The organism is Salisaeta longa DSM 21114, assembly GCF_000419585.1.
Taxonomy (GTDB): Bacteria; Bacteroidota; Rhodothermia; order Rhodothermales; family Salinibacteraceae; genus Salisaeta; species Salisaeta longa.
Window position 1 is genome coordinate 1,014,321 of sequence record NZ_ATTH01000001.1, and the last position, 26,714, is coordinate 1,041,034.

The window sequence follows — 26,714 nt, forward strand, 5'->3', positions numbered from 1 at the left end:
CGTCCGCTTTCAACGAAACAATTCGCCCCCCAAGCGGGGTATTTCCGATCCACAAGCTATAGATCCTCCTGCAGCATTCCATGAAGGAAGAAACGCTAATCATTGAAGGCATGCATTGCGACCACTGCGTGAGCGCAGTGCGCGATGCCCTCGAAAACGTCAAAGGGCTGACGGTACAGACCGTAAACGTTGGCTCGGCCAAGGTGCAGTACGATCCATCGGCAGTATCGGGCGATGCGCTTGCCCAGATCATAAGCGACGCCGGCTACACCCTCACCGACCGTACCCCAGCGGCTGCTTAGCACCGGCGCTGCATACTTTTTTCATGACGCTGCACCCTATATGTCTACGTTTCCAACATCCGCTACGTACGTAAAAGTCTTTGGCATTGGGCTGGTCTTGGCCGCCCTGGGCTTGGGCGGCTACACCTGGTGGCAGCAAGCCACTGCAGCCGAGGCCCCCGCCGACGCGCCCACGATAACCGTGTACAAAAGCCCCACCTGCACGTGCTGCGGCAAATGGGTGGACTACCTGAAGGCCAACGACTGGCCGGTTGAGGTGAAGACGCGCCCGAATGTGCAGCCGACCAAGCAGCGCCTGGGCGTGCCCCGCGGGCTGCGCTCGTGCCACACCGCCACGGTGGGCAATTACGTGCTGGAAGGACACGTGCCCGCCCCCGAAATCAAGAAACTGCTGGCCGAGAAGCCCAACGTGCGCGGCCTTACCGTGCCGGGGATGCCCGTCGGTTCGCCGGGCATGGAAGGGCCCAACCCGGACCCGTACAACGTGGTCGCGTTTCTGCCGGACGGCCGCTCGTACATCTTTACCAAGCACCAGCCGTGATGCGACAGGCCTTGCTGTGCGGCCTTGGAGTGCTCCTTTGCATCGGCTGCCGACGCGCGCCTTCGAACGCCCCGCGCGCCGGTACTACGGCCGACTCCCTTCGCGGCCCGCGTCCTACGTTCGTGAGCTACGACGTGTCGCTCCTCCTCGAAACCGGCGACCGTCCGCGCGCTCGTATTCGCGCCGCCCGCATGGCCCAGTACGAATTTGAAGACAGCACCTACGCCGTCTTCACCGCCCCCGACACGCAGCGCGTACGCACCACGGTGTTCAACACGCGCGGCGATTCGTCGGCCGTCATCCACGCCGACAGCATTCGCTACTACAGCGAGGACAAGCGCGCGGAGGCCTTTGGCGCGGTGGTGGTGCGCACGGTAGACAACAAGCGCTTGTACACCGAGCACCTCACGTGGCAACAGGAAGACCGTCAGATACGAACGCGCCGCTTCGTCCGTATTGTGACGCCCACCGAGCGCGTGCAGGGCAACGGGCTGGTGGCCGATGAAACGCTCGATTCGTACCGCCTGGGTCGCTTTTCTGCCGCCGTTGACGTGGAGGATGATGCGTAGCCTGCTATTTGCTTTCTTTTGGTGCTGCGCAGCGGTCCCCGTAGCGGCCCAACCCGCGACCACCGACACCTCGCGCGTGTTTGTGCAGGCGGACTCGCTGGTCTCTGGCACGCGCGCCGGGCAACGCATCCAGGAGCTCTTTCGGAACGTACGCGTGCGCCAAGACAGCACGATCGTAACGTCGCGGCATGCCCTTCGCTACCTGTCCGAGCGCGTGATTCGCTTCGATGAGAACGTGGTGATTTACGAACGCGGCGACACGCTGCGCGCCGACACGGTGCGCTACAATCAACAAACCGAAGTGGGCTATGCGCGCGGCAACGTGCACCTTACCGACGGCGCCGTAGACGTCTACGCGCCGCGCGCCATCTACTACACCAACGCAAAGCGCGCCGTCTTCCCCGATTCGGTCACCTTGGTGGATAGCACCCGCACCCTGCGCAGCAGCAGCGGCGTGTACTTCTCGGAAGAGGAGCGGGCCGCGTTTGATGGCCACGTGACCTCCCGCGATCCGCAAACGTACCTGCGGGCCGATTCGCTGGTGTACGACCGTACGGGCAACCGCTCCACCGCCTGGGGCAACGTGTTCATCCGGCGCACCGGCGATAACGCGCCCTCGGCCGATTCCACGGCCGACCTGACCTACCTGTGGGGCCGCTACGCCTACAACGACGAGCCGAAGAATTTCAGCCGGGTGCGCGGCAACGCCTTGCTGGTGCGCGTGCGCCGCGACAGCACCGGCGCCCCCACCGATACGCTGGCCGTCGCGGCCCATCGCCTCGTGGCCACACGCACCGACACGCTCCGCCGCCTCGTTGCCGTCGACTCGGTGCGCATCTGGCAGCCCAAGCTGGCCGCCACGGCCGACTCCGTGGTGTACGACCGCATCCCCGCCCCCGATTCCACCCAGCCGCCCGATGAAGAAACGCGTCTGTTCCAGACGCCCAACGTGTGGTTCCGGAATGCGCAGGTGCACGGCGACAGCATTCGCGTGGTGGCCCGCAACCGTTCGCTCGACACCGTGTTTGTGCGGCGCAAGGCGTTTGCTGGCCAGCGCGATACGACGCTCAGCAAGATACAGCAATTGCAGGGACAAACCATCACCGCTCGCTTTGCCAACGACTCGCTCCGCCAAATTGTGGCGCGCCCAACGGCCGAGGCCATCCGCTACATGGCGGCCGCCGATGGCACGCTGCAGGGCGCAGCGAAGGTGTCGGGCGACCGCATCGTTTTGCGCTTTCGCACGGGCACCTTGCAACGGGCGAGCGTCATTGGCGGCACCCAGAGCCGCTACTACAAGCCGGCACTTATCCCCGAGCCGTTTCGGCTAAGCAACTACCGCTGGACGCCCGAGGCGCGCCCCACGCGTGGGGCGCTGTTGCGTCGCTTCCGCGAGCGCCCCCTGCCTGCCCCGCCCGATACCACGCGCACGCCCGCCGACACGGCGCAGACTGCTCCCCAGGCCTTAACCGCTGCCCCATGACTGCTTCCTCATCCGGTCCGGAGGCCCCGCTCACCCTACGCGGCGCCGACTTGCGCAAGCGCTACGACAAGCGCGAGGTGGTGAAGGGCGTTAGCTTATCGGTGCAAGAAGGCGAGATTGTGGGGCTCTTGGGCCCCAACGGCGCCGGCAAAACGACCACCTTCCACATGATCGTGGGTATGGTGCGCCCCAACGACGGCCGCATTTACCTGGGCGGCGATGACATCACGCGGCTGCCCATGTACAAGCGCGCGCGGCGGGGGGTGGGCTACCTGGCGCAGGAAACATCCGTCTTTCGCGAGCTGACCGTAGAGGACAACCTGCACGCCGTCCTCGAATTTCAAGACATCAGCGCTGAAGATCGGCGCGCGCGTGTGGAGGCCCTCATCAGAGAGTTTGGACTGGAGACCGTACGCGCCTCCAAGGGCTATGCCCTAAGCGGCGGCGAACGACGGCGCACCGAAATTGCCCGGGCCCTGGCCACGCGGCCGCGGTTCTTTCTGCTGGATGAGCCGTTCGCGGGCGTCGACCCCATTGCGGTTGAAGATATTCAAGAAATTGTGGCCGGCCTCAAGGCCCGCGGCATTGGCGTACTCATTACCGACCACAACGTGCACGAGACGCTTGCCATCACCGACCGGGCCTATCTCCTGTACGAAGGATCTATCTTAAAGCAAGGCACCGCCGAGGAACTGGCGGCCGACCCCGAGGTGCGCAAGCGCTACCTTGGCGAGAAGTTTTCGCTGGAACGCTACTGAGCAAGGCATCGTTGTTGCGCTGATTGCACGCGCATCCTCCGCCGGTCCCCGGACGGTGTGCACCAATCACTGGCGGGGCATGGCGGGGAGGCAATGCGCCGCATTCGGTTTTTTTACCCATCTCTCAAAGCTATTTATGTGTGGAATTGTCGGATACATTGGCACCCAAGAAGCCCAGAGCATCCTCATCAACGGGCTGCAGCGCCTGGAGTATCGCGGCTACGACTCGGCCGGGGTAGCCATTATTGGCGATGACGGCTTGCAAATCAAAAAAACCAAGGGGAAGGTTCACGACCTCGAATCGACCATCGAAGGGGCGCCGCTACAGGGCAGCGTGGGCATTGGGCACACCCGTTGGGCTACGCACGGGCCGCCGAACGACGTGAACGCGCATCCGCACGACAGCACCGGCAGCACGTTTGCCCTGGTTCACAATGGCATTATCGAGAACTACAATGCCATCCGAAAGAAGCTCGCCGAAAAGGGCTACACCTTCCAGAGCGACACCGACACGGAGGTGCTCGTCCGCCTGATTGAGGACGTGCGCCGCGCGACCGATTTGCCCCTGGAGGAAGCCGTACGCCAGGCGCTCACGCAGGTGGTGGGCACCTACGGCATTGCGGTGGTCTCCGAAGAAGATCCCGATCTGCTGATCGCGGCACGCAAGGGAAGTCCCCTCATTTTGGGCATTGGCGACGGCGAGTACTTCATTGGCTCCGATGCGGCCCCGCTCGTTGAGCACACGCGCCAGGTGGTGTACCTGAGCGACGGCGAGATGGTAACCGTGCGGCGGAGCGGCTATACCGTACGCACCATCGACAACGTCGAGCTGGAAAAGGAAGTCCACGAGCTGGAGTGGGACCTCTCCGAGATCCAGAAGGGCGGCTACGACCACTTCATGCTGAAAGAGATCATGGAGCAGCCCACCGCGCTGGAAGACTGCATGCGGGGGCGCGTCCTGCCCGACCAACAACAGATTACCCTGGGGGGCCTGCATCAGGTGATTGATGACCTGCGCGATGCCGACCGGATCATCATTGCCGCATGCGGCACCTCATGGCACTCGGGACTGGTGGGCGAATACCTCATCGAGTCGATGGCGCGGATCCCGGTCGAGGTCGAGTATGCCAGCGAATTCCGGTATCGGAATCCGGTGCTGCGCAAAGGCGATGTGGTGCTGGTTATTTCCCAAAGCGGCGAGACGGCCGACACGCTGGCCGCCGTGCGCGAGGCCCGTCGCCGGGGCATCCCGTGCATTGGCATTTGCAACGTCGTGGGGTCCACCATCGCCCGCGAGACCGACGCCGGCGTGTACTTGCACGCGGGCCCCGAGATTGGTGTAGCCTCCACCAAAGCCTTCACGGCCCAGGTGACCGTGCTCACGATGCTTGCGCTTAAGCTCGCCGAGGGCCGCACCCTGTCCACCGCCGAGATGGCCCACAACCTGCAGGCGCTCGCGGCCGTGCCGGACAAGGTGCGCGAGGTGCTGGCGATGGACGAGGAGATTGAGGACATGGCCAACGTGTATCGCTACGCGGCCAACTTCCTGTACCTGGGGCGCGGGTACAACTTCCCTGTTGCGCTCGAGGGCGCCCTGAAGCTCAAAGAGATCTCGTACATCCACGCCGAGGGCTACCCAGCGGCCGAAATGAAACACGGCCCCATCGCCCTTATCGATCGCTTCATGCCGGTGGTGTTCATCGCCATGAAGGACTCAACGTACGACAAGGTGGTCTCCAACATCGAGGAGGTGGCCGCCCGCGACGGCTCGGTCATTGCCATCACCGACGAAGGCAATGGCGAGCTCGACGACTTGTGCGAGTACGTGCTGCGCATTCCAAAGACCGAGGAGTTCCTCACACCGCTCCTCACGGCCATTCCGCTGCAGCTCCTCTCGTACCACATCGCCGTGATGCGCGGCTGCCACGTCGACCAACCCCGCAACCTCGCCAAAAGTGTCACCGTCGAATAGTCCCGGATGCCGCACCTGAAGCACTCGTTTTGGGCGCTCGCGCTGCTCCTGTTGCCCCTGACGGCCTGCGGGCAGCCCGCGCCCGATTCCGGCGGCCCGCTCCTCCCCGAGCAGGCCGCGTACGACGTGACGTTTTACGACCTTGCCGTCGCTGTAGAGCCTGCGCAGCAAACCATAGCCGGCACGCTGCGCGTAACGGCTGCCATTCAGCGCCCGCTGGCGTCGTTTGTTCTGAACCTTGACCAGCGCCTGACGGTGCGCAAGGCGTGGCAGGAGCGGCCAAGCGAACCGCTGGCCTATGAGCGCCGCGGGCCCGCCAACAATCAGCTGTGGATCACGCTGCCGCGTGTGACGCGTCCGGGCGATACCGTGCAGGTGGCCGTTGCCTACGGCGGCGCACCCCGCGTAGCCCCCAACCCGCCCTGGAATGGCGGCTTCACCTGGCAGCAAACCGCCGATGGCGCGCCGTGGGTGGCCACCGCCAACCAATCGGCGGGGGGCGATCTCTGGTGGCCTGTGAAAGACCATCCGTCGGATGAGCCCGACTCGATGCGCATCGCCGTGACCGTACCCGCGCCGCTGGTGGCAGCAAGCAACGGGGTCTTGCAGCGCGTAACGACCAAGCGCGGGCGCCGCACGTTCCACTGGCGCGTGACCACGCCCATCAACACCTACGGCGTTGCACTCAACATCGCCCCGTACGCCCGCATCGACACGACCTACCGGAGCGTTACTGGGCGCTCGCTACCGGTTTCGTTTTATGTGCTCCCCGCCCGACGCGCGGCCGCGCAGCGTCGCCTGCCGTCGTTCCTGGACCACGTCCGGTTCCTGGAAGAGACCCTGGGGCCGTATCCCTTTCGCACCGACAAGTACGGAATTGCGCATACGCCCTTTTTGGGCATGGAGCACCAGACCATCATTGCGTACGGCAGCGATTTTGAAGACGGCGGCCTGGGCTACGACACCTCCTTCGATGCGCTGCACTTCCACGAGCTGGCCCACGAGTGGTTTGGCAACCTTGTAACCGTTGCCGACTGGAAGGACATGTGGCTGCACGAAGGCTTTGCGACGTACCTGGAGGCCCTGTACGCCGAGCGCCTGAACGGAGCCGCGGGCTATCAGCGCGCCATCCGGCACTTTCGCAGCAACGTGCAAAACGACGCGCCCATCGCTCGGCTGCAGCCCACCAGCGCGCAGGACATCTACTCGTCCGATTTGTACTACAAGGGCGCGATGATCCTCCACACGCTGCGCTACGTCGTGGGCGCCGATACGTTGCGGCGCATCCTTCGGCGCTTTGCCTACCCCACGGCAACCGCGCGCACCGCCACCGGCGGCCAGCAATGCCGTCACGTCACAACCGCCGACTTCGTTCAGATTGCCGAGGAGGTGTCCGGAAGGCAACTCGACGGCTTTTTTATGGCGTACCTCTACGAAGCAGAGCTACCAGAACTGGACGTGGAACGCTCCGGACGAACGCTTCGGCTACGCTGGCAAACACCAGACGACGTGCCGTTTCACGTGCCCGTACCTGTCGCGGTCAACGGGACGGTGCGCCGCGTGGCAATGCCCGACGGCCGCGCTTCCCTCACGCTGCCCGCGCCAACAACCAACGTCCGCATTGACCCAAACGGCGCCCTGCTGTACCACTCCGCAGAGTAGCACGCTGGAATCGGCAACGCGGTGTGCCTACGAGAAGTCGCGGTGCCCAAAGTAGTGCAGCACGTACTTCACCTTCGAAGCCTTTCCTTTCCCGAAGCCCGCGAGCTTGCGCACCCGTTTCTCCACCGTCGCAAGGTCGGCGCCGTCGTTCCACAAATTGGCCGCGTTGCCGTCGTAGTGCTCCGCAAGATGCGCCGCCACCTTTTGCGTGTTCTCCGCCATCTTGTTCGTGAAGCGATGCACGGCTGGCTTCTCCGCGAAAAGCGTTTGGAACGCCTCGAAGTCCATGTCCGCGATCTTTTCCATGTCGAGGTGCCCAAGGCGCTCCTTGAGGCGGATGGGGCCCGTAAAGGCAAACTCGGCGCGAACGCGCTGGTCGTACAGCAGCCCAAGCAGCGCCGCGTTCGGATCGTCGCGAAGGGCCTCGTCGTCGGCCACGTCGCCGGTGAGCGTGCCTTCGTCGGCGTAGCGGTCCATCATGCGCGCAAGACCGCCCTTCAGGTCGCCGTAATCGATGGGCGTGATGTCGATGGCCATGAGCTCTGGTCTGTTGGGAAAAAGCGTGCGGTTGTGTTCGTCGCGGTTATGCAGCCGATGACCGGCCATCCGACGACGACTCGGACGGCTCTACCGATTCGTCGCTCGGGACGTCGTCTTCGTTGGATACGGCGCCGTCGCCGCTGGGCGGAAGCGCCGCCCCGGCATCCTCCTCCGCATCGGAGAGCTCCGATACGGGGTCGCCGTTCACGAGGGCGAGCACATCGCTACCGGGCACTTCTTCGCGGGCTAGCAGCAGCTCGGCCAACCCGTCGAACGCCGTGCGGTGCGTTTCAAGCGTGTCTACGGCGCGACGGAACGCGGCCTCGGTGATGCGGCGCACCTCTTCATCGAGTTCGCGGGCCGTCTGGTCGCTGTAGTCGCGGCCCTTCGAGAGCTCCTCGCCCAAGAACACGCTGCCCTGGCTTTCGCCCATGGCGATGTGCTTGAACGTATCGCCCATGCCCCAATCGAGCACCATCTTGCGGGCCATCTTGCGTACTTGCTTCAGGTCGTTCTCGGCGCCGCTGGTGGCCGTGTCAAAGATGAGCTCCTCCGCAGCGCGCCCGCCCATGATCACGGCCAGGCGGTCGATGAGGTACTCGCGGCGGTAGAGGTACTTCTCCTTCTCGGGCATCTGCTGCGTGACGCCCATGGCTTTGCCGCGCGGCACAATCGTAACCTTGTGGATGGGATCGGCATGCTCGAGGGTGGCCGCCACGATGGCGTGGCCGGCCTCATGATAGGCTAACAGCCGGCGCTCCTCGCCGTCGATGGCCATGCCCTCGCGCTTCAGTCCCATCATCACCTTGTCGCGGGCCTCGTCGATGTCGCCCATGGTGATGGCGTCGCGGTCGTAGCGCCCCGCAAGCAACGCCGCTTCGTTCAGGAGATTTTCGAGGTCGGCGCCGCTGAAGCCGGGCGTGCTCCGTGCGATTTCGTCCAGATCGACATCGTCACTGAGCGGCTTGTTGCGGGCGTGAATTTCGAGAATCTGGGCCCGCGATTCGCGGGTGGGCAGGTCGACGGTGATCTGGCGATCAAAGCGTCCGGGCCGTGTGAGCGCCGGGTCGAGGATGTCGGGGCGGTTCGTGGCCGCCATCACCACGACCGTTTCGTTTTTCTCAAAGCCGTCCAGCTCCGAGAGCAGCTGGTTGAGCGTTTGCTCACGCTCGTCGTGGCCGCCGCCCAAGCCCGCGCCGCGCTTCCGTCCAATGGAGTCGATCTCGTCGACGAAGATGATCGCCGGCGCATCTTCCTTCGCCTTCTCAAACATGTCGCGCACCCGCGAGGCACCCACGCCCACAAACATCTCCATGAAGTCGGAGCCCGAGACGCTGTAAAACGGTACGTCGGCCTCGCCCGCCACGGCACGGGCCAGCAGCGTCTTTCCGGTCCCCGGCGGGCCCACCATCAGCACGCCCTTGGGCACCTTGCCGCCCAGCCGCTCAAAACGCTGGGGGTCTTTCAGGAACGCAATGACTTCGCGCAGCTCCTCCTTGGCATTGTCGGCGCCCGCTACATCCTCAAACGTCGTATCTTCGGTGTCGCGATCGAACAGCTTGGCCTTGCTCTTGCGCACCGAGAACAAGCCCTGGCCCTGCGACTGCATCCGGCGCAGAAACAGGTAGCCGAAGGCAAAGAGCAACAAGACCGGCGAGAGCATGATGATGAGGCTCCACGGGAAGTCGCTGGTGGGCTTTGTGACCACCTCCACACTGTTGTTCGACAGCAACTCCATAAGCTGCTCGTCGCCAAAGGACGGCAGATGGGTGGTAAACTTCTGCGCCTCGGTCGCGCTGCCATCCACCTGTACCGTCACCGGAGCCTTAAAGGAGCCGCGCACGGTGTTGCCCTGCACGACCACTTCCGTTACATTTTTCTCCTGGACTTGCTGGCGGAATTTGCTGTAGGGGATGTCCGGTCCACCGGCGGCCCCTACGCCAAAATATCCCCAAGCCCACAGCACGAGGAGCGATACTGCGATAACCCAGACAATAAGATGGCCCCGACTGGGCCCGCCGCTCGACTGTTTCGACCCGCGTGCCTCAGACTGCTTGTTCTCGTTCGCCACGTTGCTGCCTTACTCTGTGATGATTTATCGAAACCGAATAGCCCGGTCAGATTCGACATGCTCTTACACGGGCTGCCCGGGAATGTGTCTGAATCTTTGACGCATCCGCTACCTTTGACGACAACACCATAGCTGTAACGCTCGTGTTGCGAAGGCGCCATGCGCTTGCACGATCAGTGCGATGCGGCATACGCGGCGTAACGGCGCAGGCCGGCGGCGGCCATCCAGCTTGGGTTGGCCGTTTCGTAACGGGCCCACTGGGCGTCGGTCACGCCATCGGCGCGCGCCCGTTCTTCGAGCCAGTTCGACACACGCCGTTCCAGCGTCTCATCGTCGGGATCGTCGGCAAGGGCTGTTTCAATCCATGCGTCGGCCGCTTCCACGCTTGCCTCCAGCGAGTCGAGGTGCGCCGCCACGTCGGTGTACCGTCCAAAGTGCGTCGGAGCAATTTCGTCCAGATCGAGCCCGCGCAGCGTCTGGATGCTCGCCTTCCAGAGGTCTAGGCGGATCTCCGGCGGCGGCAACGGCGGCGACACGTGGGCCGCGCCCGGCAGCCGCACCCCGCCAACATCGCCCGAGAAGCAACAGCCGTCGATGACATACGCCATGTGATGGTAGGCGTGGCCCGGCGTGCTGTAGGCCGTAAACGCATGCGGCCCCACGCGCACCGTGTCGCCATCAGACAGCGCATGCACCTGTTCTTCGGGCACAGGGCGCATCTCACCCCACAGCCGGTCCATGTCGTCGCCGTAAATACGCGTGGCGCTTTTCAGGAGCTTGTGCGGACGGATCAGATGCGGCGCGCCTACTTCGTGCACGTGAATGCGGGCGCCGTGCGCGGCCAGCCAGCCGGCAGCGCCGCCATGGTCGAGGTGAATGTGCGTGAGCAGCACATCGGTAATGTCGTTGGGCGTGAGGCCGTGCGCGGAGAGCCCCTCAACGAGGGCATCGGTGGTTGAGCCGGGGCCCGTCTCCACCAGCAGGCCGCCGTCGGCGTGCGGAATGAGATAGGCTGCGATGGCTTCGGGCGTATCCTGGAAGTGCAGATCAAGCGTGTGGATGCGCGGCATGATGGGGACGGGTGTATGAGGGAAGCAGGCGATGGGCTAACGCGGGCAACAGGGTTCCGGTTTTGCCCTGCACCCGCACCGTGGTATGGGCATCGGCGCGGGTGGTGCCAAGGTTGACGAGCGCCACGGGCCGCTTCGTGTCGCGCGCCCGCAGGACGAAGCGGTAGCCGGAGTACACTGCCAGCGAGGAGCCCGCCACCAGCAGCACCTCGCCCCGCTCAAGGAGTGCCCATGCCGCCTGCACGCGGGCCGCGGGCACCGACTCGCCAAAGAAGACGACATCGGGCTTCAGGATGCCCCCGCACCGGCGGCACGCCGGTACGCGAAAGTGCGCCGTCACATCGGGCGGAAGTTCGGCGTCGCCATCAGGCGCCAGCGCGGCGGTTTGCTCTTCCCAGTTCGGATTGAACAAAAGCAGCCGCTTTTGAAACGCCGATCGGTCTTCGCGGGCGTTGCAGTCCATGCAGCGCACATCGGCCAGCGCCCCGTGAAGCTCAACCACCGCTTCGCTTCCGGCCTTCTGATGCAGCCGGTCTACGTTTTGCGTGATGACGCCCTCCACGCAGCCCGCCTGTTCGAGCGCGGCCAGCGCGTCGTGTCCGGCGTTGGGCTGGAAGGCCGCAAAGCGGGGCCAGCCCAGCGCGCTACGGGCCCAGTAATGACGCCGCGCGGCCTCCTCGTTCATGAAGGCCCGATACCGCACCGGCGCCCGCGTCTTTCGGCGCGTCGTCGGCCCGCGATAGTCCGGGATGCCCGACTCGGTGCTTACCCCCGCGCCGGTAAGAACGACAACCCGGCGGTCGCGCAGCAACGCCACCAGATCGTCCATTGGATCGCTCATCGCCCTGCACACGTTTGCTTTACTCATCAGATAAAACGTGAACCTGTAGCGCAATCGTGCCGTTCCGCCAACGAAGCGCGCTCTGCCACAGGCGCTTGCGTCTGCCGCGTTTTCGGGCGATGTTGGTGGAGTGCACCCGCCCGGCCCGTCGCCATCCGTGACCACCCCCGCCGCCCATGCCCTTCGCACACGCCTCTTCGATGCTGCGCCTGCCAACGCTCGCGGCGGTTGCCGGGCTGCTGCTTTTTGCGTGCGCCTCGGCGTCGCAACCAACGACGCCGAGGGCCCGCCCGGCGGTGGGCACCATCGATCGCGCGGCCAGCCGGGCGCTGATTGAACGGACCAACGCCCAGCGCACCCAGCGCGGGCTGCAGCCGCTGCGCCGGGATGCACGGCTCGACTCGATTGCGTGCCGCCACAGCCGCGACATGCTGGCTCGAAATTATATGGGCCACGTGTCGCCCGATGGCGTTCGGCCCGACGACCGCGGCGCGCGCTTCCACCGCACGCTCATCGGCGGGTTTGGCGAGAACGTGTGGAGCCTTTCCGGTGCAGACTTGCGCGGAGACGCCCTCGCGGCGCAGGCCATGCGCGGCTGGATGAACAGCCCCGGCCATCGCGCCAACATCCTCAGCCCCGATTACACGCATCTGGGCGCCTGCATCGTCCACCAGGGGCGCCAGTCGTACCGGGGCACGCAATTTTTTGCGCGCGCCGCGGCTTACCTGGCCGATCCGCTGCCGTACAGATGGCAACCGGGCGCCATGCAGGCTGTGCGCGTACAGCCCCAGGGCAGCCGCCCGGCGCCCACGTTCTATGCCTTCGATGACGGCGGCGCCGACAAGCCGATGAAGTACACGTTTAACGACACGCTGCGCGCGCCGCAAACACCCGGCACGTACCGGCTGGAGCTCTGGTTCCTTTCGTCGCGGCAGGGCGACTATCAGTATTACGACGTGGCCAAGGGCCCGCGCATTCGCGTACGGTAGCGTCCGTGCGCGGCTACAGCTCCACCAACGAGACGGCAAAGACGTCGTCGCGCTCCTCGATGCGCGCGAGGCAGTCTTGGTCCATAGCGCCATCGAAGCGGAGGCTTGCCACGGCGGCCTGCGCGCCCTCAAAGATGCGGTTTTCCATCTCCTGAATGTTCCATTCGGCACGGCGCATCTCGTCGAGGACGCCCGCCAGCACGCCCACTTTGTCCTTGTGCCGCACCGTCATCTGGTAGACGGCCGGCGTCTGGTGCGCCAGGTTCACGCAGTTGGGCACCTCGCTCGTTTCCTCGAACGTGTTCACGACACGCGCTGCTTCGAGCGCGGTGGCATCTTGCGCCTGCTGCGTCGATGCGCCGATGTGGTGCGTCATGTACACGTGCGGGTGATCGGCGAGGGGATGGCTGAACGCGCCTTCTTTATGCGACGGTTCGCCGGACATCACGTCTAGCCCAGCGCGCAGATCCTTCGCCTCCAGCGCCCACGCCAGGGCGTCCTCATCCACCACCGCCGCCCGCGTGGTATTGATGAAGATGGCGCCCGCCGGCAGGGCTTCAAAGAACGACCGGTCGGCGAGGTGCTTCGTCTCGGGCGTTGATGCGACATGGAGGGTTACGATGGACGCGTCGGCCGCTACCGCTGCGGGCGAGGCCCGGTAACCAATGCCTTGCGCCGCAGCGTCCTCGGGCGTGAGCGAACGGCTCCACGCAATCACGTCCAGATCGAACGCCTTTGCGCGCTGCGCCACGGCATCCCCAATGTTGCCCAGCCCAACGATACCGAGCGTGCGGCCTTTCAGACCTTCGGCTTGGGCATACGCTTTCTTGTTCCAGTGCCCGGCGCGCGCGTCGGCTACGTTGTCGGGAATGCGCCGGTCGAGGGCCGCAATGAGTCCAAGCGTGAGCTCGGCCACGGCTACGGAGTTCTTGCCGGGGCAGTTGGCCACGAAGATGCCGCGGGCCGAGGCGCCCTGCACGTCGATGGTATCGTAGCCGGCTCCGGCGCGCACAATGAGCGCGAGCGGCGGACTCGCATCGAGCGCTTCGGGCGTCACCTTGGTGGAGCGGACGATGAGGGCGTCGGGCGTGTGCGTGCGCAGCGCCTCAACGAGGGCGTCGCCCGCAAGCGACGGTTCCTCAACAACTCGGTGCGACGCGTCCTGCAGGGCTTCAATTCCTACGTTGGCGATGTTATCCGCAACAAGAACAGTCATAAAACCAGGGGCTTCGGTGCGTAGAAAAGGCGTAGGCGGCAGCGGTTAAAACAAATGGACGAGGAGGCCGCTGCGCAGCTTCGGCTCAAACCAGGTCGACTTGGGCGGCATCAGGTCGCCTTCGTCCGACACGGCCAGCAGCTCCTCGATGCTCGTGGGGTACATGGAGATGGCAAGCGCCGCATCGCCGCTGTCCACGCGCTGTTCGAGCGCCGCGGTGCCGCGAATGCCGCCGACGAAGTCGATATTTTGGTCGCGCCGCGGATCGGTAATGTCGAGCAGCGGCTCCAGGATGGCCGCACTCAGGCGCGACACGTCGAGCGCGTCAACGGTCCGATCACTCGCGGGCTCCGGTAGGGCGACGCGGTGCCACGTGCCGTCGAGGTACAAGCACACGGTGCCCTTTTCGCTGGGAACGGGATCGTCCACGGCGCGCTCCACCGCGGCGCGCGCCTCCACCTGCTCCAGGAACGCGGCCGCATCGGTAGGCAGCTGGTGCACCACGCGGTTGTACGCCATGATGTGCATCTGATCCATGGGAAAGAACACCGCCGGAAAGAAGCGGGCCTCGGGGTGCTCACTCAAATCGACGGCTTGGGCCGCACGGCTCGCCGCCTTGCAGCGGTGGTGGCCGTCGGCAATGTAGAGCTGCGGAATGTCGGCAAATGCATCAACGAAAGCCTCGGTGTTTGCAGCGCGCCACACCGTGTGCTGCACGTCGTCCGCAGCGGTGAAGTCGTACAGCGGCTCGGTGGCTTGCACCGTCTCGATGAGATCCATGATGCCTGCCGTATCGCGAAATGTGAGCATCACCGGCTCGGCGTGGGCTTGCTGCTCCACGATGTGGCGGGTCCGGTCGTCCTCTTTCGCGGGCCGCGTGAGTTCGTGCTTCAGAATCACCTCCGCGTCATAATCGGCCACCGCGGCACACGCAAACACGCCCACCTGCGAGCGGCCGTCCATCACCTGTCGGTACACGTACACCGACGGCGTCTCCTCTTGCACGGTGTAATCGCTCGCTACATGGTCCTGCAGGTTGGCTGCCCCCTGCGCATACACCGCGTCGGCGTGCTCATCCGTTCCTTCCGGCAGGTCAATCTCCGGACGAATGACGTGCAGGAAGCTCTTGGGCTTGCCCTCGGCCAGGGCGCGGGCCTCGGTCGTGTCAATCACATCGTACGGGACGGAAGCAATCTCCTCGACGGCGTCGGGCAGCGGACGGACAGCGCGAAACGGGTGCAGGTCGGCCATAAGGTGGAAGCGGTTTCAAAACGGAAGAACGGGTACGGTCGAGGATGAGCCCGGAGGGACGCCACGTACGGCGCATCCGCTCGGTACACCGCCTAGTGTGCAACGACCGGAAACGGTGTAGCGACATGGCTCATCGTGCGTAACTTATCGCCCGCTGAACCTTTTGGCAACGCGCCAATGATAAGAAGCGATTAGATTGGATTGCAATAACGGAGGCAAAGCAAGGGCGCACGTGCAGCTATGACGCGCTGCTGGCCCGGCGACTGCTGAAGGCATTGCCGCCGTTTGCGTACACCGGCATATTGGGCGGCCACAGCGCAAGGTTAGAAAACTCAACGTGGCGAACGTAGGTGTACGGCGCGTCCACCGGCAGCTGCTGCATGAGCGACGGCACGAGGTCCGGCATCGCAAAGAACACAAACTCCCCAAACCCGATGACCAACCATTCCAGAAATGATAACTCCGTGCCCGCAGGCTGCCACGGGTGCACCAGCGCTGGCGATTGGCACCGGGTGCGGAAGCGGGCATGGTCGTCCGCGCGCCAGTCGTAAAACACAAGCACCGCCTCCGGGGCCCGCGTGTTAAAGGGGCGAATCTTTGGAAGCCATGCAGCGGCCTGCCCTTTGAGCGGATGGTATTTTTCGAGGACCGGGCTGTCTTGGAGCATTTCCAGCTTGTACACTAAAAACTGCGCAACGGCGCTCGTCGGATCCTCCACCACCATGGCCGGATGCTCCCCGCTGCCGCCGCCCAGCACCAGATGCTCGGGACCGCACGTAAAATCCCCTCGGATCGGTTCCAGCGGATGATACACCGGAAGGCCCGCCCAGTGTCCGACCAGCGCGTGCCGGAATGAATCGATATGGCTCATGAAGGCCAAAGCGTTGGTCGCGTCAGGTCTTTTGTTTCTGCTTCTTCGCCGCCGGAAACAAGATATTGTTCAAGATGAGCCGGTAGCCGGGCGAATGTTTGTGCAGCGAAAGATCGGTGGGCGGATCGCCCACAAAGTGCTGGTAGTCCTCCGGGTCGTGGCCCGCGTAAAACGTGAAGGTGCCCTTGCCCAACGTGCCGTGGATGTAGCGCGCCTGCGCCCGCTCTGGGGGCTTTGCCAGCACCACCACTTTGTCCTTGAGATAGCGCGTGTCAAACGCCGTGGTTTGGCCCACGAATCCCTTTACCGTCGCCACGTGATTTTGGGTGAGCATCGTGGGCACCGGATCCCACTTGGCGCTGAAGTCGAACAGCGTAAAGTAGTCGAGCGTGGGGTCGCGCAGCGGGCGCGGCGGCGGACCAACATCGATGGTGGAATGATCGGTGTCGTACGGGTTGGTATTGGGCCGAAAACCCTTGAACGCAAACGTGTGGCTGTAGTCGAGCTGCTGCATGGCGTTGGGCGCCACCGGATCGCCATCGTAAGCTTCGGGCACGATGTCGGTTTTGTGCGCCGCGAGGGCCAAGTCGATGGTCTCGGTGCCGGTGCACATCGAAAACAAAAAGCCGCCACCGGCTACGTAGGAGCGGATCTTTTCCGCCACGGCTAACTTCAGGGCGCTCACCTTCCGGTAGCCAAACTTGCGCGCCGACGCTTCCGCCTGGCGCTGCTGCTTGATGTACCAGCCTTCGTTTCGGTACCGCAAAAACTTACTGAACTGCCCGGTGAAGTCCTCGTGGTGCAGGTGCACCCAGTCGTACGTCGACAGTTTTCCATTGAGAATCTCCTCGTCATAGATGAGGTCGTGCGGCACGTTGGCGTAGGTAAGCGCAAGCAGCACGGCATCGTCCCAGGGCACGGTACCATCGGGCGCGTAGACCGCAATCTTGGGCGCTTTCGTCAGCCGCACCACCGACATATTGCTCCCCGGACTCTCGACGGTGCGTACGATTTGGGCGGATGCGCTCGACGCCAGGGATTTAAAGGTGATGCCTTCGGTGCGTAGCTCGCGCAACACCGCGGGCGCAGCAGGCATCAAGAACGAGCCGCCCCGGTAGTTGAGCAGCCACTCGCTGGTGGTGCCGCGCTCTAAGGCGTGAAACACGACGCCGTAGGCCTTAAGGTGGTTGGCTTGGGCGTCATCCATCGGAATGAGCACGTCCTGGCCCCGTGCGAGGGCCGCGGACACCGCCAACAAGATGCAGCAGAGGAGCAGGCGTTTCATGACCATCGGGCGTTGTTAGCTTTGGGGGCGCGCCCACCGCTGGAGGGCCGCGCGGGCCTCAGGGGCGAGTAGCGAGTTCGGGTAGTCGGCGAGGAGCCGGAGGAGGGTGTCGCGGGCAGCCGAAGCGTCGCGCAGCGTTTCGGCCTGCAGGCGGGCCGCCAGGAGCAGGGCCTGATCCGCCAGCGGACTCTGCCGGTACATCTGCGGGATCTCCAGATACGTGGCCACCGCTTTGCGCGGATGCTCTTGTGCCGCATACGCCGCCGCCCGCAAGAAGCGCGCGTTGTCGGCGATTGGATGCGCGCCATGCGCGGCCAGCAGGCTGTCGAGCGTAGCGTGCGCGTCGGCATACCGGTGCTGCCGGAGCTGAAGGCGGGCCGTGGCGTAGGCACTCAGCGCCGCGTGCAGCGAGTCGCCGGGCGACTGATTCGTTTGCAAGAGGGATAGCAAATGCAGGGCGTCGTTGGCCACGTCGTCCGACCGGCTCTCGGTGATGCCTTCCAGTCGCGCACTGGCGCCCTCGAAGGCGCCGCTGTAGAAGTCGAGCAGCGCCAGCTCGTACCGCGCGCGGCCCGCGAGGTCGCCAGACCGCATCGACGCTTCCACCTGCTGAAAGGCCGTACGAGCCGCGGGCAGGCGGCCTTCGAGCACAGCAAGGCGCCCCAGATCGAAGCGCGCGCTATCGGCCACCGGGTGCTGGGTGGACGTTAAGGCTTCCAGCTGTCGCTGCGCGGCGTCGTACCGCCGAAACACGTCCATTTGGAGGCGGGCGAGGCGATACTGCACCAGGGGCGCGGCTTCGTGGGCCGGATGCTCTTGCAAAAACGCTTCGTATGCCGTGCGGGCCGCGGCGAAGTGGGTTGAGTCGCCCGTGGTGCGCGCCCAGCGCTCATGCAAGCGTCCGTAAGTGGCCTGCACCTGCGGACGAATGGGCGTCTCGTCATACCGCGCGAGCACCGCGTCGAGGGCCTTGCTGGCCACGGCGAACGAATCGGCCTCCACCGCCCGTTGCGCAAACCGGAGCAAGGCGCGCCCTTGCGTCTGCTGCAAGCGGTCGAGGGCGCGGTACACATCGAACGCGGGCGTGTACCGGCGCTGTCTCATGTAGAGCCACGCCATCAATTCGCGGTACGCGGTGTTGCGCGGCATCTGGCGGACGGCGTTTTTCAGCACCGACAGGCTGGCGTCGATGCCCTCGCCCTGTGAGACGAACGCCTGCAGCCGGCTCCGCACAAACCCGAGCTGCTGTTCGTTCTCCGCGAGCAGCGCCACGTACTCTTCCATCGCCTTGCCGTGCTGCCCGGTGAGCGCGTACAGGTAAGGCAACTGCATGCGAAAGGCCGTTGAATCGTCAAGCGCCTTGCGCGCCTGCTGCACCACGTCAATAGCCTTGCGAAAGCGCCGCACCTGCAACAGCGACTGGTACACCACCCGGTAGCTACCGGCCGATTGCGGTGCGGCGGCAATGGCCTCGTCCCACAACGCAAAGGCCCGCTCCACATTTCCCTTCTGATAGACGAGGCGCGCTTTTTCGGCGATCAGGTGCGGCGCAGGCGCTCCGTCGATGCGCGCATCCACCAGCGCGATGGCCGCGTCGTACCGCTTCAGCTGCTCGTAGGCCTCCTTCAGCTTGCTGTAGTAGATGTAGTTGGACGGCTGCGCGTCGTACAGCGGCTTGAGGGCATCCACGGCCGCCTCGTACCGTCCGGCTTGCATGTGCGCGCGGGCCGCGTTCAGGCGGCGCGTCTGGGCGCCTTCGGTCGACTGCGCCTGCGCGGAGGGGCCCAAGGGCGCAGCCACAAGCACGAGCAACGAGACGCTCAGGAGCAGGGCGCGCTGTGTCGTTCGGACAATCAACAGCTCCAACCGGTTGTGAGATGATGGTGCGTTTCTGCTTCCACGACGGGCCCTGCACAGACGTTTCATCTCGGCGCGGGCTGCGGGGCACGAGGTGCTGTTTGAAACCTTTTGCGCTCCCGGCCGGGCCAATGTCTTCCCACTAGCCTGTTGCGCGTCAGACAAACAGAGCACCGGAACGGTGCATTTCGGAGGTCACACATTCTGCATGCTTGTCAAAACGTCCTGTGTGGCATTTTTTGCAATAACGGACAACAAGCCATGCTTCGCTAGTCCACGCGTCCCGCTTGCGGCCCGATTTCTTTATTCGATGGAACGCGTGGGATCCATCGGCGCCCGCGCATCATTGTTCACACGCGGCCCGCGCACTCCGCCGGTTGGCGCAGCGCATCCCGCACCCGTGTCCGCGTCGTTTACCACCATGCTTGGTTCTATGCCTGCCTCTTCCCCTCGCGGCCTTTCCATTCTCGGCTCCACCGGATCGGTGGGTACGCAAACGCTGGAGGTGGCGGCGCTTTTTCCGGAGCGCTTTGTCATTCACGGCCTCACTGCCGGATCGAACGTCGACCTGCTCGCTGAACAGGCGCGCCGGGTGCGGCCGCAATGCGTGGCCATCGCCGATGCCTCGAAGGCCGCGACGCTCCGCGACCGCCTGGCCGACACGGCGGTGGAGGTGCTTGCAGGCGCTGACGGCCTTCGGGAAGTTGCCACCCTCGATGCTGCCGACCTGGTGATGGGCGCGGTGGTTGGATTCGCCGGCCTCCCGCCGGTGCTCGCAGCCCTGCGGGCGGGCAAGGATGTGGCCCTCGCCAACAAGGAGACGCTGGTTGTTGCCGGCGCGCTCGTCACGGAGGCCCAACGAGCGCACGGCGCCCACGTGCTGCCGGTCGACAGCGAACACTCGGCCATCTTTCAGTGCCTCACCGGCGAAGACGATGCCACCGTGGAGCGCATCGTGCTCACCGCCTCGGGCGGTCCGTTTCGCACGCGCGACCCCAAAACGTTCAGCGCCATCACACCGGCCGAAGCGCTCGACCACCCGAACTGGTCGATGGGATCTAAAATCACCATCGACTCGGCCACGCTCATGAACAAAGGGCTTGAAGTGATTGAGGCCCGCTGGCTGTTCGACCTCGCGCCCGACGCCATCGACGTACTCGTGCACCCGCAGTCCATCATCCACTCGATGGTCGCGTTCAGCGATGGCTCGATGAAAGCGCAGCTGGGCGTCCCCGACATGAAGGTGCCCATCCAGTACGCCCTCAGCTACCCCGAGCGGTGGCCCGCGCCCCACGAGCGCCTCGACTGGACGACCATCGCCGCCCTCGACTTTGAGCCGCCCAACACCGACGCCTTTCCGTGCCTGCGCCTGGCCTACGATGCCTTGCGGGCCGGCGGCACGGCCCCCGCGGTGCTCAACGCCGCCAACGAAGTGGCCGTCGCGCTCTTCCTGGACGAAGCCATTGGCTTTATGGATATTCCGCGCGCCGTCGAGGAGGCGCTTCAGGCCCTGGCGGCGCCCGAAACGCCCCGCGACCTTGACACCCTGCGCGCCGCCGATGCTGCTGCGCGCCGCCACGTAAAGGAACTCCTGTTGCCTGCCTAAGATTGAACCCCGGCAGTCTTTGCAGGCTGCTCGCGCTATTGTCTCCGTAGTTGATCATGCATGAGCTGGCTGATTGATTTCCTCACCTCCGCGCTCTGGGTCATCCTTGCCCTTGGCGTCCTCATCTTCATCCACGAGCTGGGCCACTTTCTCACCGCCAAATGGTTTGGGATGCGCGTTGAGCGCTTCTCGATTGGCTTTCCGCCCAAGCTGTTTGGGGTTCAGAAGGGCGAAACCGAGTACGTTGTTGGGGCCACCCCGCTGGGCGGATACGTCAAAATCAGCGGCATGATTGACGAGAGCCTCGATACCGAGCAGATGGACGATGCGCCCGAGCCGTGGGAGTTTCGGGCCAAGCCGGTGTGGCAGCGCATCATCGTGATTACCGCGGGCGTCGCGTTTAACATGCTACTGGCCGGTTTTATCTTTGGCGGATTGAAGTGGGCCGAGGGCGACACGTACATTCCGATGGACAACATCCAGTCGGTGTATGTGGCCGACAGCTCCATTGCCTACGACATGGGCCTGCGCACCGGCGACCGCATTTTTCAGGTGAACGGAACACGGCCGCAGCGGTTTAGCGCGCTCTCGGACCTGGACGCGCTGCTTGCCGACACCCTCACCATCACCGTGGCGCGCGGCGATACGCAACGCACCTTTGTGGGTCCGCCCAATGTGATGACCCGCGCCAGCCAAGACAAAACGCCGATGGATGGCCCGCTCGGCATCTCGTTTTTGCCGTCGGTTGTGGGGCGGGTACAATCTGGCATGCCGGCCGACTCCATCGGGCTGCGCCCCGGCGACCGCATCGTGCGCGTGGGCAGCGACAGCGTGCGCTTCTGGCAGGCCATGGCCGCACGCATCGAAGCCTCGAAGGGCGCACCGCTCGCCATTGCCTGGGTGCGCCCCGATTCGCTACGTGACGGGACTCCCCCCGATAGTACGGCTGCGCCCGTTGTGCAGCACCTGGCCACCGGCACCCTGTATGCCGACACGTTGCGCGCGCGGGAGCAAGCCAGCGGTCGGTACCTTGTGGGCATCGGGCCGGCCACGCGCCCCATGCTCGAATCGCTCTACGGCGTCAAGTCTGTCGCGTATGGCCCCACCGAGGCTATCGTGGTGGGCACGAAAGACGCGTGGGCCTACGCCAGCAACATCGTTACCAGCTTGAAGCGCATCGCGACCGGCCGCGATGATCTGCGCCAAAACTTGGGCGGTCCGGTGCGCATTGCGCAGGTGACGAGCCAGGCCGCAGAAGCCGGGTGGGGGCCCTTCTGGCGGATAGTTGCCATTCTTTCGGTCACGCTCGCCGTCATGAACCTCCTGCCGATTCCGGCGCTTGACGGCGGCCAACTCATGTTTTTGATTTACGAAGGCATCACGCGGCGGCGCCCTTCGACGCGCGTGCGCCTGGTGGCGCAGCAGATTGGCATGGTGCTGCTGCTATGCTTCATGGCGTTCCTCATCTTCAACGACATCCTGCGGCTGTGAGTCTTGCTGTGCACCACGCGGCGCCCCGTGGCCGTATGTAGCCCAGCAGTTACCATGCCCCCTGCAGGAAACGATGAGCCGCGGGCTGCGTGGATACATCTTAACGATGGTGCAACCTGCCATCGTGCCTGTTACCGTTGCTTCTTGGTTTTGCACCAACAGTTTCTATGGACACCGTGTCGTCTCCTGAATCGAACGGGGCCTCGGCAGACGCCGCCCGCAACGATGCGCAACAGCAACAACAGATTCAACAGCGCGGCCCGCTCCCCTCGCACGTGGCCGCCATCATGGACGGCAACGGCCGGTGGGCCCAACAGCGCGACCAAGCCCGCTTTATGGGGCATCATGAGGGTGTCGAATCGGTGCGCGACATTGCCGAGGCGGCCGCCGAGCTCGGCATCGACTACCTCACCTTGTACACCTTTAGCACCGAAAACTGGGAACGCCCGCAGCGCGAGGTCAATGCGCTCATGGAGCTGCTCGTGCATACGGTGCAGCGCGAACAAGAGACGCTGATGCGCAACGACATCCGGCTGCGCACCATTGGCGACCTCTCGCAGCTCCCGCCGGCCTGCCAGGAGGCGCTCGACGAAACCAAAGCCGCAACGGCTGGCAATGCCCGCATGACGCTTACGCTGGCGCTGTCGTACAGCGGCCGGTGGGACCTCACGCAGGCCACGCGCTCCATCGCGCGCGCCGTGCAGGACGGCACCCTATCGCCCGATGCCATCGACGAGTCGACCATCGAGCAGCACCTCTCCACCGCCGCGCTCCCCGACCCCGACCTTCTGATTCGCACCGGCGGCGAGTACCGGCTGTCCAATTTCCTGCTGTGGCAAGGCGCGTACACCGAGCTGTACATCACCGAGCGCTACTGGCCCGACTTTCGGCGGGCGGCCCTGTACGACGCCGTGCGGAGCTTTCAGGATCGTGACCGCCGCTACGGCCGCGTCAGCCTGGAGTCGTCGACGGCCTAGCCCCCTTCGATATTCGTTGACGCGCCCGCCTGCTCGCCTGCGTGAAGGCAGGCCCGCACAATAATCGGCCCCGGCTCTTCGTTCATCTTGCACGTGCTGGTGCGAAACCCGCCTGTACACCGTAGGTTTAGCTCATGATCAGGATCGAACGACCCTCGATCTGTCGCATGCTTCTTCCCATTGATTGTCCCCGCTGTATGCACCGCCTCGTTCTTTTCGGGCTGCTGCTTGTGCTTTCTCCTCTTGCTGCAAGCGCGCAAGCCCCCATGGAGGGCTCCGGCTCGGTGTCTTCTGCTGCTCCGCCCACCTACACGATCAGTAGCATTACGGTGGAAGGCATTGAAGACGCTCGCACACGCGAATTTGTCGTGCAGACGAGTGGCCTTCAAGTGGGCGAACAGATTCAGCTTACGGGAAGCCGCGCAATTCCCGAGGCCATACGATCGATCTACGACCTCGGGCTGTTTTCCGACGTCCAGATCCACAAAGGTGCGCAAACCGCACAGGGCATCACGCTCATCATCAGCGTGCAGCCCGAGCCGACGCTGGCGCTGTACCGCATGACCGGCATCCGCGACCGCCACCGCGACGACCTGAAGGAGAAGCTTCCGCTTATCCTGGGCCGGCCGCTGCGCCCCTCCGACGTGGAGCGCTCCAAGCAGATCATCAAGTCGTTCTACGAGGACAAGGGCTACCTGAAAACCACGGTCTCCGCGGAACAGGAAGAGCGGCTCAACGGCAACATCGAGCTCACGTTCAATGTCGACCGCGGTGAGAAAGTTGAAGTCGACGAAATCATCTTTAGCGGCAACAGCGTCATTGATGACGGTGACCTGCGCGATGCCATGGAGACCAACATCGAGAACCGGTGGTGGCGCTTTTGGAAAGGCGAAAAGTTTAAGCCGGAAAAGCTGGACGAGGACAAACAGAAGGTCATCGACCTCTACCGGTCGAAGGGCTACTACGACGCCCGCATTGTGTCCGATTCGGTGTATTACACCTCCAACGAGGATGTAAATCTGCGCATTACGGTGGCCGAGGGCGACCGGTACTTCGTACGCAACATCGAGTGGACCGGCAACACCATCTTTCCTGACCGCCTCCTTACGCAACGCCTGGGGCTTGAAGAAGGCGCTCCGTACGATGGCGTACAGCTTGAAAAGAACTTGTACGGCAACAAGCGCGGCACCGACATCGCCGGGCTGTACATGGATCGCGGCTACATGAAATTCCAGCCGGTGCCCACCATCCGCGTGGTCGAGGGCGATTCGCTCGACATTACCATTGCCGTGCGGGAGGGCGACGTGTATTCCTTTGGCGACATCCAGATTACCGGCAACACGAAAACCAAGGACTACGTGGTGCGCCGCGAGCTGTACACCGTCCCCGGCCGTACCTTCAGCCGGTCGGCCATTCAGGAATCGATCCGGCGCCTGATGCAGCTGAAGTACTTCAGCCAGAAGTCGCTCACGCAGGGCCCCAACATCAGCATCGACGAGAAGAAGAAAGAAGTCGACCTGACGTATGCCGTGAAGGAAACGGGCAGCGATCAGCTGCAACTTTCGGGGACGTGGGGGCAGTTTGGCGTGGTGCTGCAGCTGGGCTTTCAGTTCAACAATTTCTCGGCACAAAACCTCTTCAACTGGGATGCGTGGCGCCCGCTTCCGTCGGGGGATGGGCAAAAGCTCTCGCTGAACATCCGCACCAACGGCAGCTTCTACCAAAACTACTCGGTCTCTTTCACCGAGCCCTGGTTCCGAGGCGAACCTACGCCCATCGGCGGCTCGGTGTCGTACTCGCGCTACACACGCGCCCTATTCGGTACCACCGCCAGCGATGGCTCATTCACAAACATCAACACGCGGCTCTTCCTGTCGCGGCGCCTCGACTGGCCCGACGACAAGTTCATGACCTCCACCGCGCTGGGCTATCAGTTTTACAACAACCGGGGCGGACTCTTCCCGAGCGTTCCGGACGGCGTAAGCCAGACGGTGACGGTGCAACAATCGCTCAGCCGCAGCTCGATCGGCAATCCGCGTTTCCCCCGCAGCGGCTCGAAGTTTGAGCTCTCGCTGGAAGTTGCGCCGCCGGTTGGCGATTTGATTCAGTACCACAAGTGGCGCTTCAAAACCGACTGGCACATCCCCATGGGCGAGAAGTTCTCCTTGAGCATCGGGAGCGACTTCGGGTACATCGGCTCGCTCACGGGTGAAGACGTCAACTTCGAGCGCTTCGAAGTAGGCGGCACGCCGTTCGACTACAGCGGCTACTCGTACGGCACCGAGCCCATCTTTATGCGGGGCTACCCGGTGCGCGCGATTGGTCCGAAGCGGACGCTGCCTAACGGACAAATTACGCCTGTTGGGGGCCGCATCCTGAACAAATACACCACGGAGTTTCGGTTCATGGCGCTGCAAAATCAGCAGTTGCAAGCCGCGCCCTATCTGTTCTTCGATGCCGCCAATAGCTGGAACAGCTTCAAGACGTTCAATCCCGGCCAGCTGTACCGCTCGGCTGGTGTAGGCGTGCGCTTGTACCTGCCCATTGTGGGCATGCTCGAATTCAACTACGGGTACAACTTCGACCGCTACGTTCCGGTGGAGTCGGGCGACAGCGGCGCGCGCGACTGGGGCTTCCAGTTTACCATTGGCCAGGGCTTCTAGCGCCACCACTCGTTGCCCGCTCTCGCCAGCGACCGATTGCTTCACTCATGCGCAACGCCCGTTTCCCTTGGCGCCTTGCCTGGCTTGGTGTGTTCGTCGTAGCCCTGTGCTGCGGCGCGCGCGCCGGGTACGCACAGCAAACCATCGGGTACATCAACTCGAAGGACATCCTGCAGCAGCTGCCCGAGTATGCCACCGTGCAGCAGAAGCTGCAGCAGCTGGAGCAGGAGTGGCGGGCCGAGCTAGAGAAGCAGCGCGCGAAGGTTGAGGAGATGGAATCGGAGTTTGAAGCGCGGGCCCTGTTGTACACGCCCGAGGAACGAAAAGCCCGCCGCGAAGCCATTGCCCAGGCCCGCAAGGCCGTAGAAGAAAAGCGGCGGCAATACTTTGGACCCAACGGCCGTTTTTACCAACGACAGCAAGAGCTGATGCGTCCCATACAAGAGCGCATCCTCTCGGCTGTAGAAGAGGTCGCCCGCATCGAAGGATACGATTACGTATTTGACAAGAGCGGCGACTACCTCTTCATGTTTGCACGCCCGCAATACAATCTGAACGATCAGGTGCTGCGGGTGATGGGTGTAACGCCCAACCAGCAGCAACGCGGCGCGCGCCGTCCGTAACAGGACGCACGCCCGCTTGATACCGGCCACGCGTTGCGTGCGCCTCTATAGTAGCGATCGACAATGATACGAACGA

General features: G+C 64.0%; 22 protein-coding genes. 13 read left to right on the forward strand and 9 right to left on the reverse strand.

Annotated elements, in window-relative coordinates:
• The first annotated feature begins 80 nt into the window (after positions 1-80).
• From SALLO_RS0104265 to SALLO_RS0104295, 7 genes are all read left to right on the forward strand, one after another.
• Complete coding sequence (locus SALLO_RS0104265) at positions 81-302, forward strand: heavy-metal-associated domain-containing protein (protein WP_022835081.1); 222 nt, start codon at positions 81-83, stop codon at positions 300-302.
• A 40-nt stretch (positions 303-342) separates the two neighbouring features.
• The gene (locus SALLO_RS0104270; protein ID WP_022835082.1) at positions 343-843 is read left to right on the forward strand and encodes a DUF411 domain-containing protein; all 501 of its coding nucleotides are present in this window, start codon (positions 343-345) and stop codon (positions 841-843) included.
• 122 nt (positions 844-965) lie between these two features.
• Positions 966-1,412, forward strand: coding sequence for an LPS export ABC transporter periplasmic protein LptC (lptC, locus tag SALLO_RS0104275; protein WP_028566890.1), 447 nt, complete (start codon positions 966-968; stop codon positions 1,410-1,412).
• Positions 1,402-2,895, forward strand: a complete 1,494-nt coding sequence (locus SALLO_RS15160; protein WP_022835084.1) for an OstA-like protein — start codon at positions 1,402-1,404, stop codon at positions 2,893-2,895. Before lptC ends, SALLO_RS15160 begins: the two co-directional genes overlap by 11 nt.
• Positions 2,892-3,653 (forward strand): LPS export ABC transporter ATP-binding protein, encoded by a 762-nt coding sequence (gene lptB, locus SALLO_RS0104285; protein ID WP_022835085.1) that lies wholly within the window; start codon positions 2,892-2,894, stop codon positions 3,651-3,653. The genes SALLO_RS15160 and lptB overlap by 4 nt, the downstream gene beginning before the upstream one ends.
• 136 nt (positions 3,654-3,789) lie before the next feature.
• On the forward strand, positions 3,790-5,625 hold the full coding sequence (gene glmS, locus SALLO_RS0104290) for a glutamine--fructose-6-phosphate transaminase (isomerizing) (protein ID WP_022835086.1): 1,836 nt from the start codon (positions 3,790-3,792) through the stop codon (positions 5,623-5,625).
• Positions 5,626-5,631: 6 nt separating this feature from the next.
• The gene (locus SALLO_RS0104295) at positions 5,632-7,287 is read left to right on the forward strand and encodes a M1 family metallopeptidase (RefSeq protein WP_022835087.1); all 1,656 of its coding nucleotides are present in this window, start codon (positions 5,632-5,634) and stop codon (positions 7,285-7,287) included.
• A 27-nt stretch (positions 7,288-7,314) separates the two neighbouring features.
• On the opposite strand, the gene SALLO_RS0104300 is transcribed toward SALLO_RS0104295, so the two are convergent.
• The 4 genes from SALLO_RS0104300 to SALLO_RS15165 all read right to left on the reverse strand — a co-directional run bounded on the left by SALLO_RS0104300 (position 7,315) and on the right by SALLO_RS15165 (position 11,809).
• Complete coding sequence (locus SALLO_RS0104300; protein WP_028566892.1) at positions 7,315-7,824, reverse strand: HhH-GDP family DNA glycosylase; 510 nt, start codon at positions 7,822-7,824, stop codon at positions 7,315-7,317.
• Positions 7,825-7,870: 46 nt separating this feature from the next.
• Positions 7,871-9,898, reverse strand: coding sequence for an ATP-dependent zinc metalloprotease FtsH (ftsH, locus tag SALLO_RS0104305; protein WP_022835089.1), 2,028 nt, complete (start codon positions 9,896-9,898; stop codon positions 7,871-7,873).
• A gap of 173 nt (positions 9,899-10,071) precedes the next feature.
• Positions 10,072-10,968 (reverse strand): MBL fold metallo-hydrolase, encoded by an 897-nt coding sequence (locus tag SALLO_RS0104310; RefSeq protein WP_022835090.1) that lies wholly within the window; start codon positions 10,966-10,968, stop codon positions 10,072-10,074.
• Entirely contained in the window at positions 10,946-11,809 is an 864-nt protein-coding gene (locus tag SALLO_RS15165; RefSeq protein WP_022835091.1) for an NAD-dependent protein deacetylase, read from the reverse strand. Before SALLO_RS15165 ends, SALLO_RS0104310 begins: the two co-directional genes overlap by 23 nt.
• A 176-nt stretch (positions 11,810-11,985) precedes the next feature.
• Here SALLO_RS15165 and SALLO_RS17650 point away from each other — a divergent pair, with 176 nt between their 5' ends.
• Entirely contained in the window at positions 11,986-12,798 is an 813-nt protein-coding gene (locus tag SALLO_RS17650) for a CAP domain-containing protein (RefSeq protein WP_084696153.1), read from the forward strand.
• A gap of 13 nt (positions 12,799-12,811) precedes the next feature.
• On the opposite strand, the gene SALLO_RS0104325 is transcribed toward SALLO_RS17650, so the two are convergent.
• From SALLO_RS0104325 to SALLO_RS15175, 5 genes are all read right to left on the reverse strand, one after another.
• Entirely contained in the window at positions 12,812-14,014 is a 1,203-nt protein-coding gene (locus SALLO_RS0104325; protein ID WP_022835093.1) for a phosphoglycerate dehydrogenase, read from the reverse strand.
• A 45-nt stretch (positions 14,015-14,059) separates the two neighbouring features.
• Complete coding sequence (locus SALLO_RS0104330; RefSeq protein ID WP_022835094.1) at positions 14,060-15,265, reverse strand: DUF1015 domain-containing protein; 1,206 nt, start codon at positions 15,263-15,265, stop codon at positions 14,060-14,062.
• Between the two features lie 238 nt (positions 15,266-15,503).
• The gene (locus tag SALLO_RS0104335) at positions 15,504-16,136 is read right to left on the reverse strand and encodes a hypothetical protein (RefSeq protein WP_022835095.1); all 633 of its coding nucleotides are present in this window, start codon (positions 16,134-16,136) and stop codon (positions 15,504-15,506) included.
• A 22-nt stretch (positions 16,137-16,158) separates the two neighbouring features.
• Complete coding sequence (locus SALLO_RS0104340; protein WP_028566894.1) at positions 16,159-17,421, reverse strand: hypothetical protein; 1,263 nt, start codon at positions 17,419-17,421, stop codon at positions 16,159-16,161.
• A gap of 15 nt (positions 17,422-17,436) precedes the next feature.
• Positions 17,437-19,287, reverse strand: coding sequence for a tetratricopeptide repeat protein (locus SALLO_RS15175; protein WP_022835097.1), 1,851 nt, complete (start codon positions 19,285-19,287; stop codon positions 17,437-17,439).
• Between the two features lie 424 nt (positions 19,288-19,711).
• Between SALLO_RS15175 and SALLO_RS0104350 the strand changes: the two genes are divergently transcribed.
• The 5 genes from SALLO_RS0104350 (at position 19,712) to SALLO_RS15180 (ending at position 26,638) form a co-directional block, all read left to right on the forward strand.
• Positions 19,712-20,884 carry a 1-deoxy-D-xylulose-5-phosphate reductoisomerase gene (locus SALLO_RS0104350; protein WP_051141409.1) on the forward strand — a complete coding sequence of 391 codons (1,173 nt, stop codon included), beginning with the start codon at positions 19,712-19,714 and terminating at the stop codon, positions 20,882-20,884.
• A 60-nt stretch (positions 20,885-20,944) separates the two neighbouring features.
• On the forward strand, positions 20,945-22,375 hold the full coding sequence (gene rseP / locus SALLO_RS0104355; RefSeq protein ID WP_022835099.1) for an RIP metalloprotease RseP: 1,431 nt from the start codon (positions 20,945-20,947) through the stop codon (positions 22,373-22,375).
• A 167-nt stretch (positions 22,376-22,542) separates the two neighbouring features.
• Entirely contained in the window at positions 22,543-23,352 is an 810-nt protein-coding gene (locus SALLO_RS0104360) for an isoprenyl transferase (RefSeq protein ID WP_022835100.1), read from the forward strand.
• A gap of 197 nt (positions 23,353-23,549) precedes the next feature.
• Positions 23,550-26,015, forward strand: a complete 2,466-nt coding sequence (gene bamA, locus SALLO_RS0104365) for an outer membrane protein assembly factor BamA (RefSeq protein WP_028566896.1) — start codon at positions 23,550-23,552, stop codon at positions 26,013-26,015.
• 47 nt (positions 26,016-26,062) lie between these two features.
• Positions 26,063-26,638 (forward strand): OmpH family outer membrane protein, encoded by a 576-nt coding sequence (locus SALLO_RS15180; RefSeq protein WP_022835102.1) that lies wholly within the window; start codon positions 26,063-26,065, stop codon positions 26,636-26,638.
• Positions 26,639-26,714: the final 76 nt, after the last annotated feature.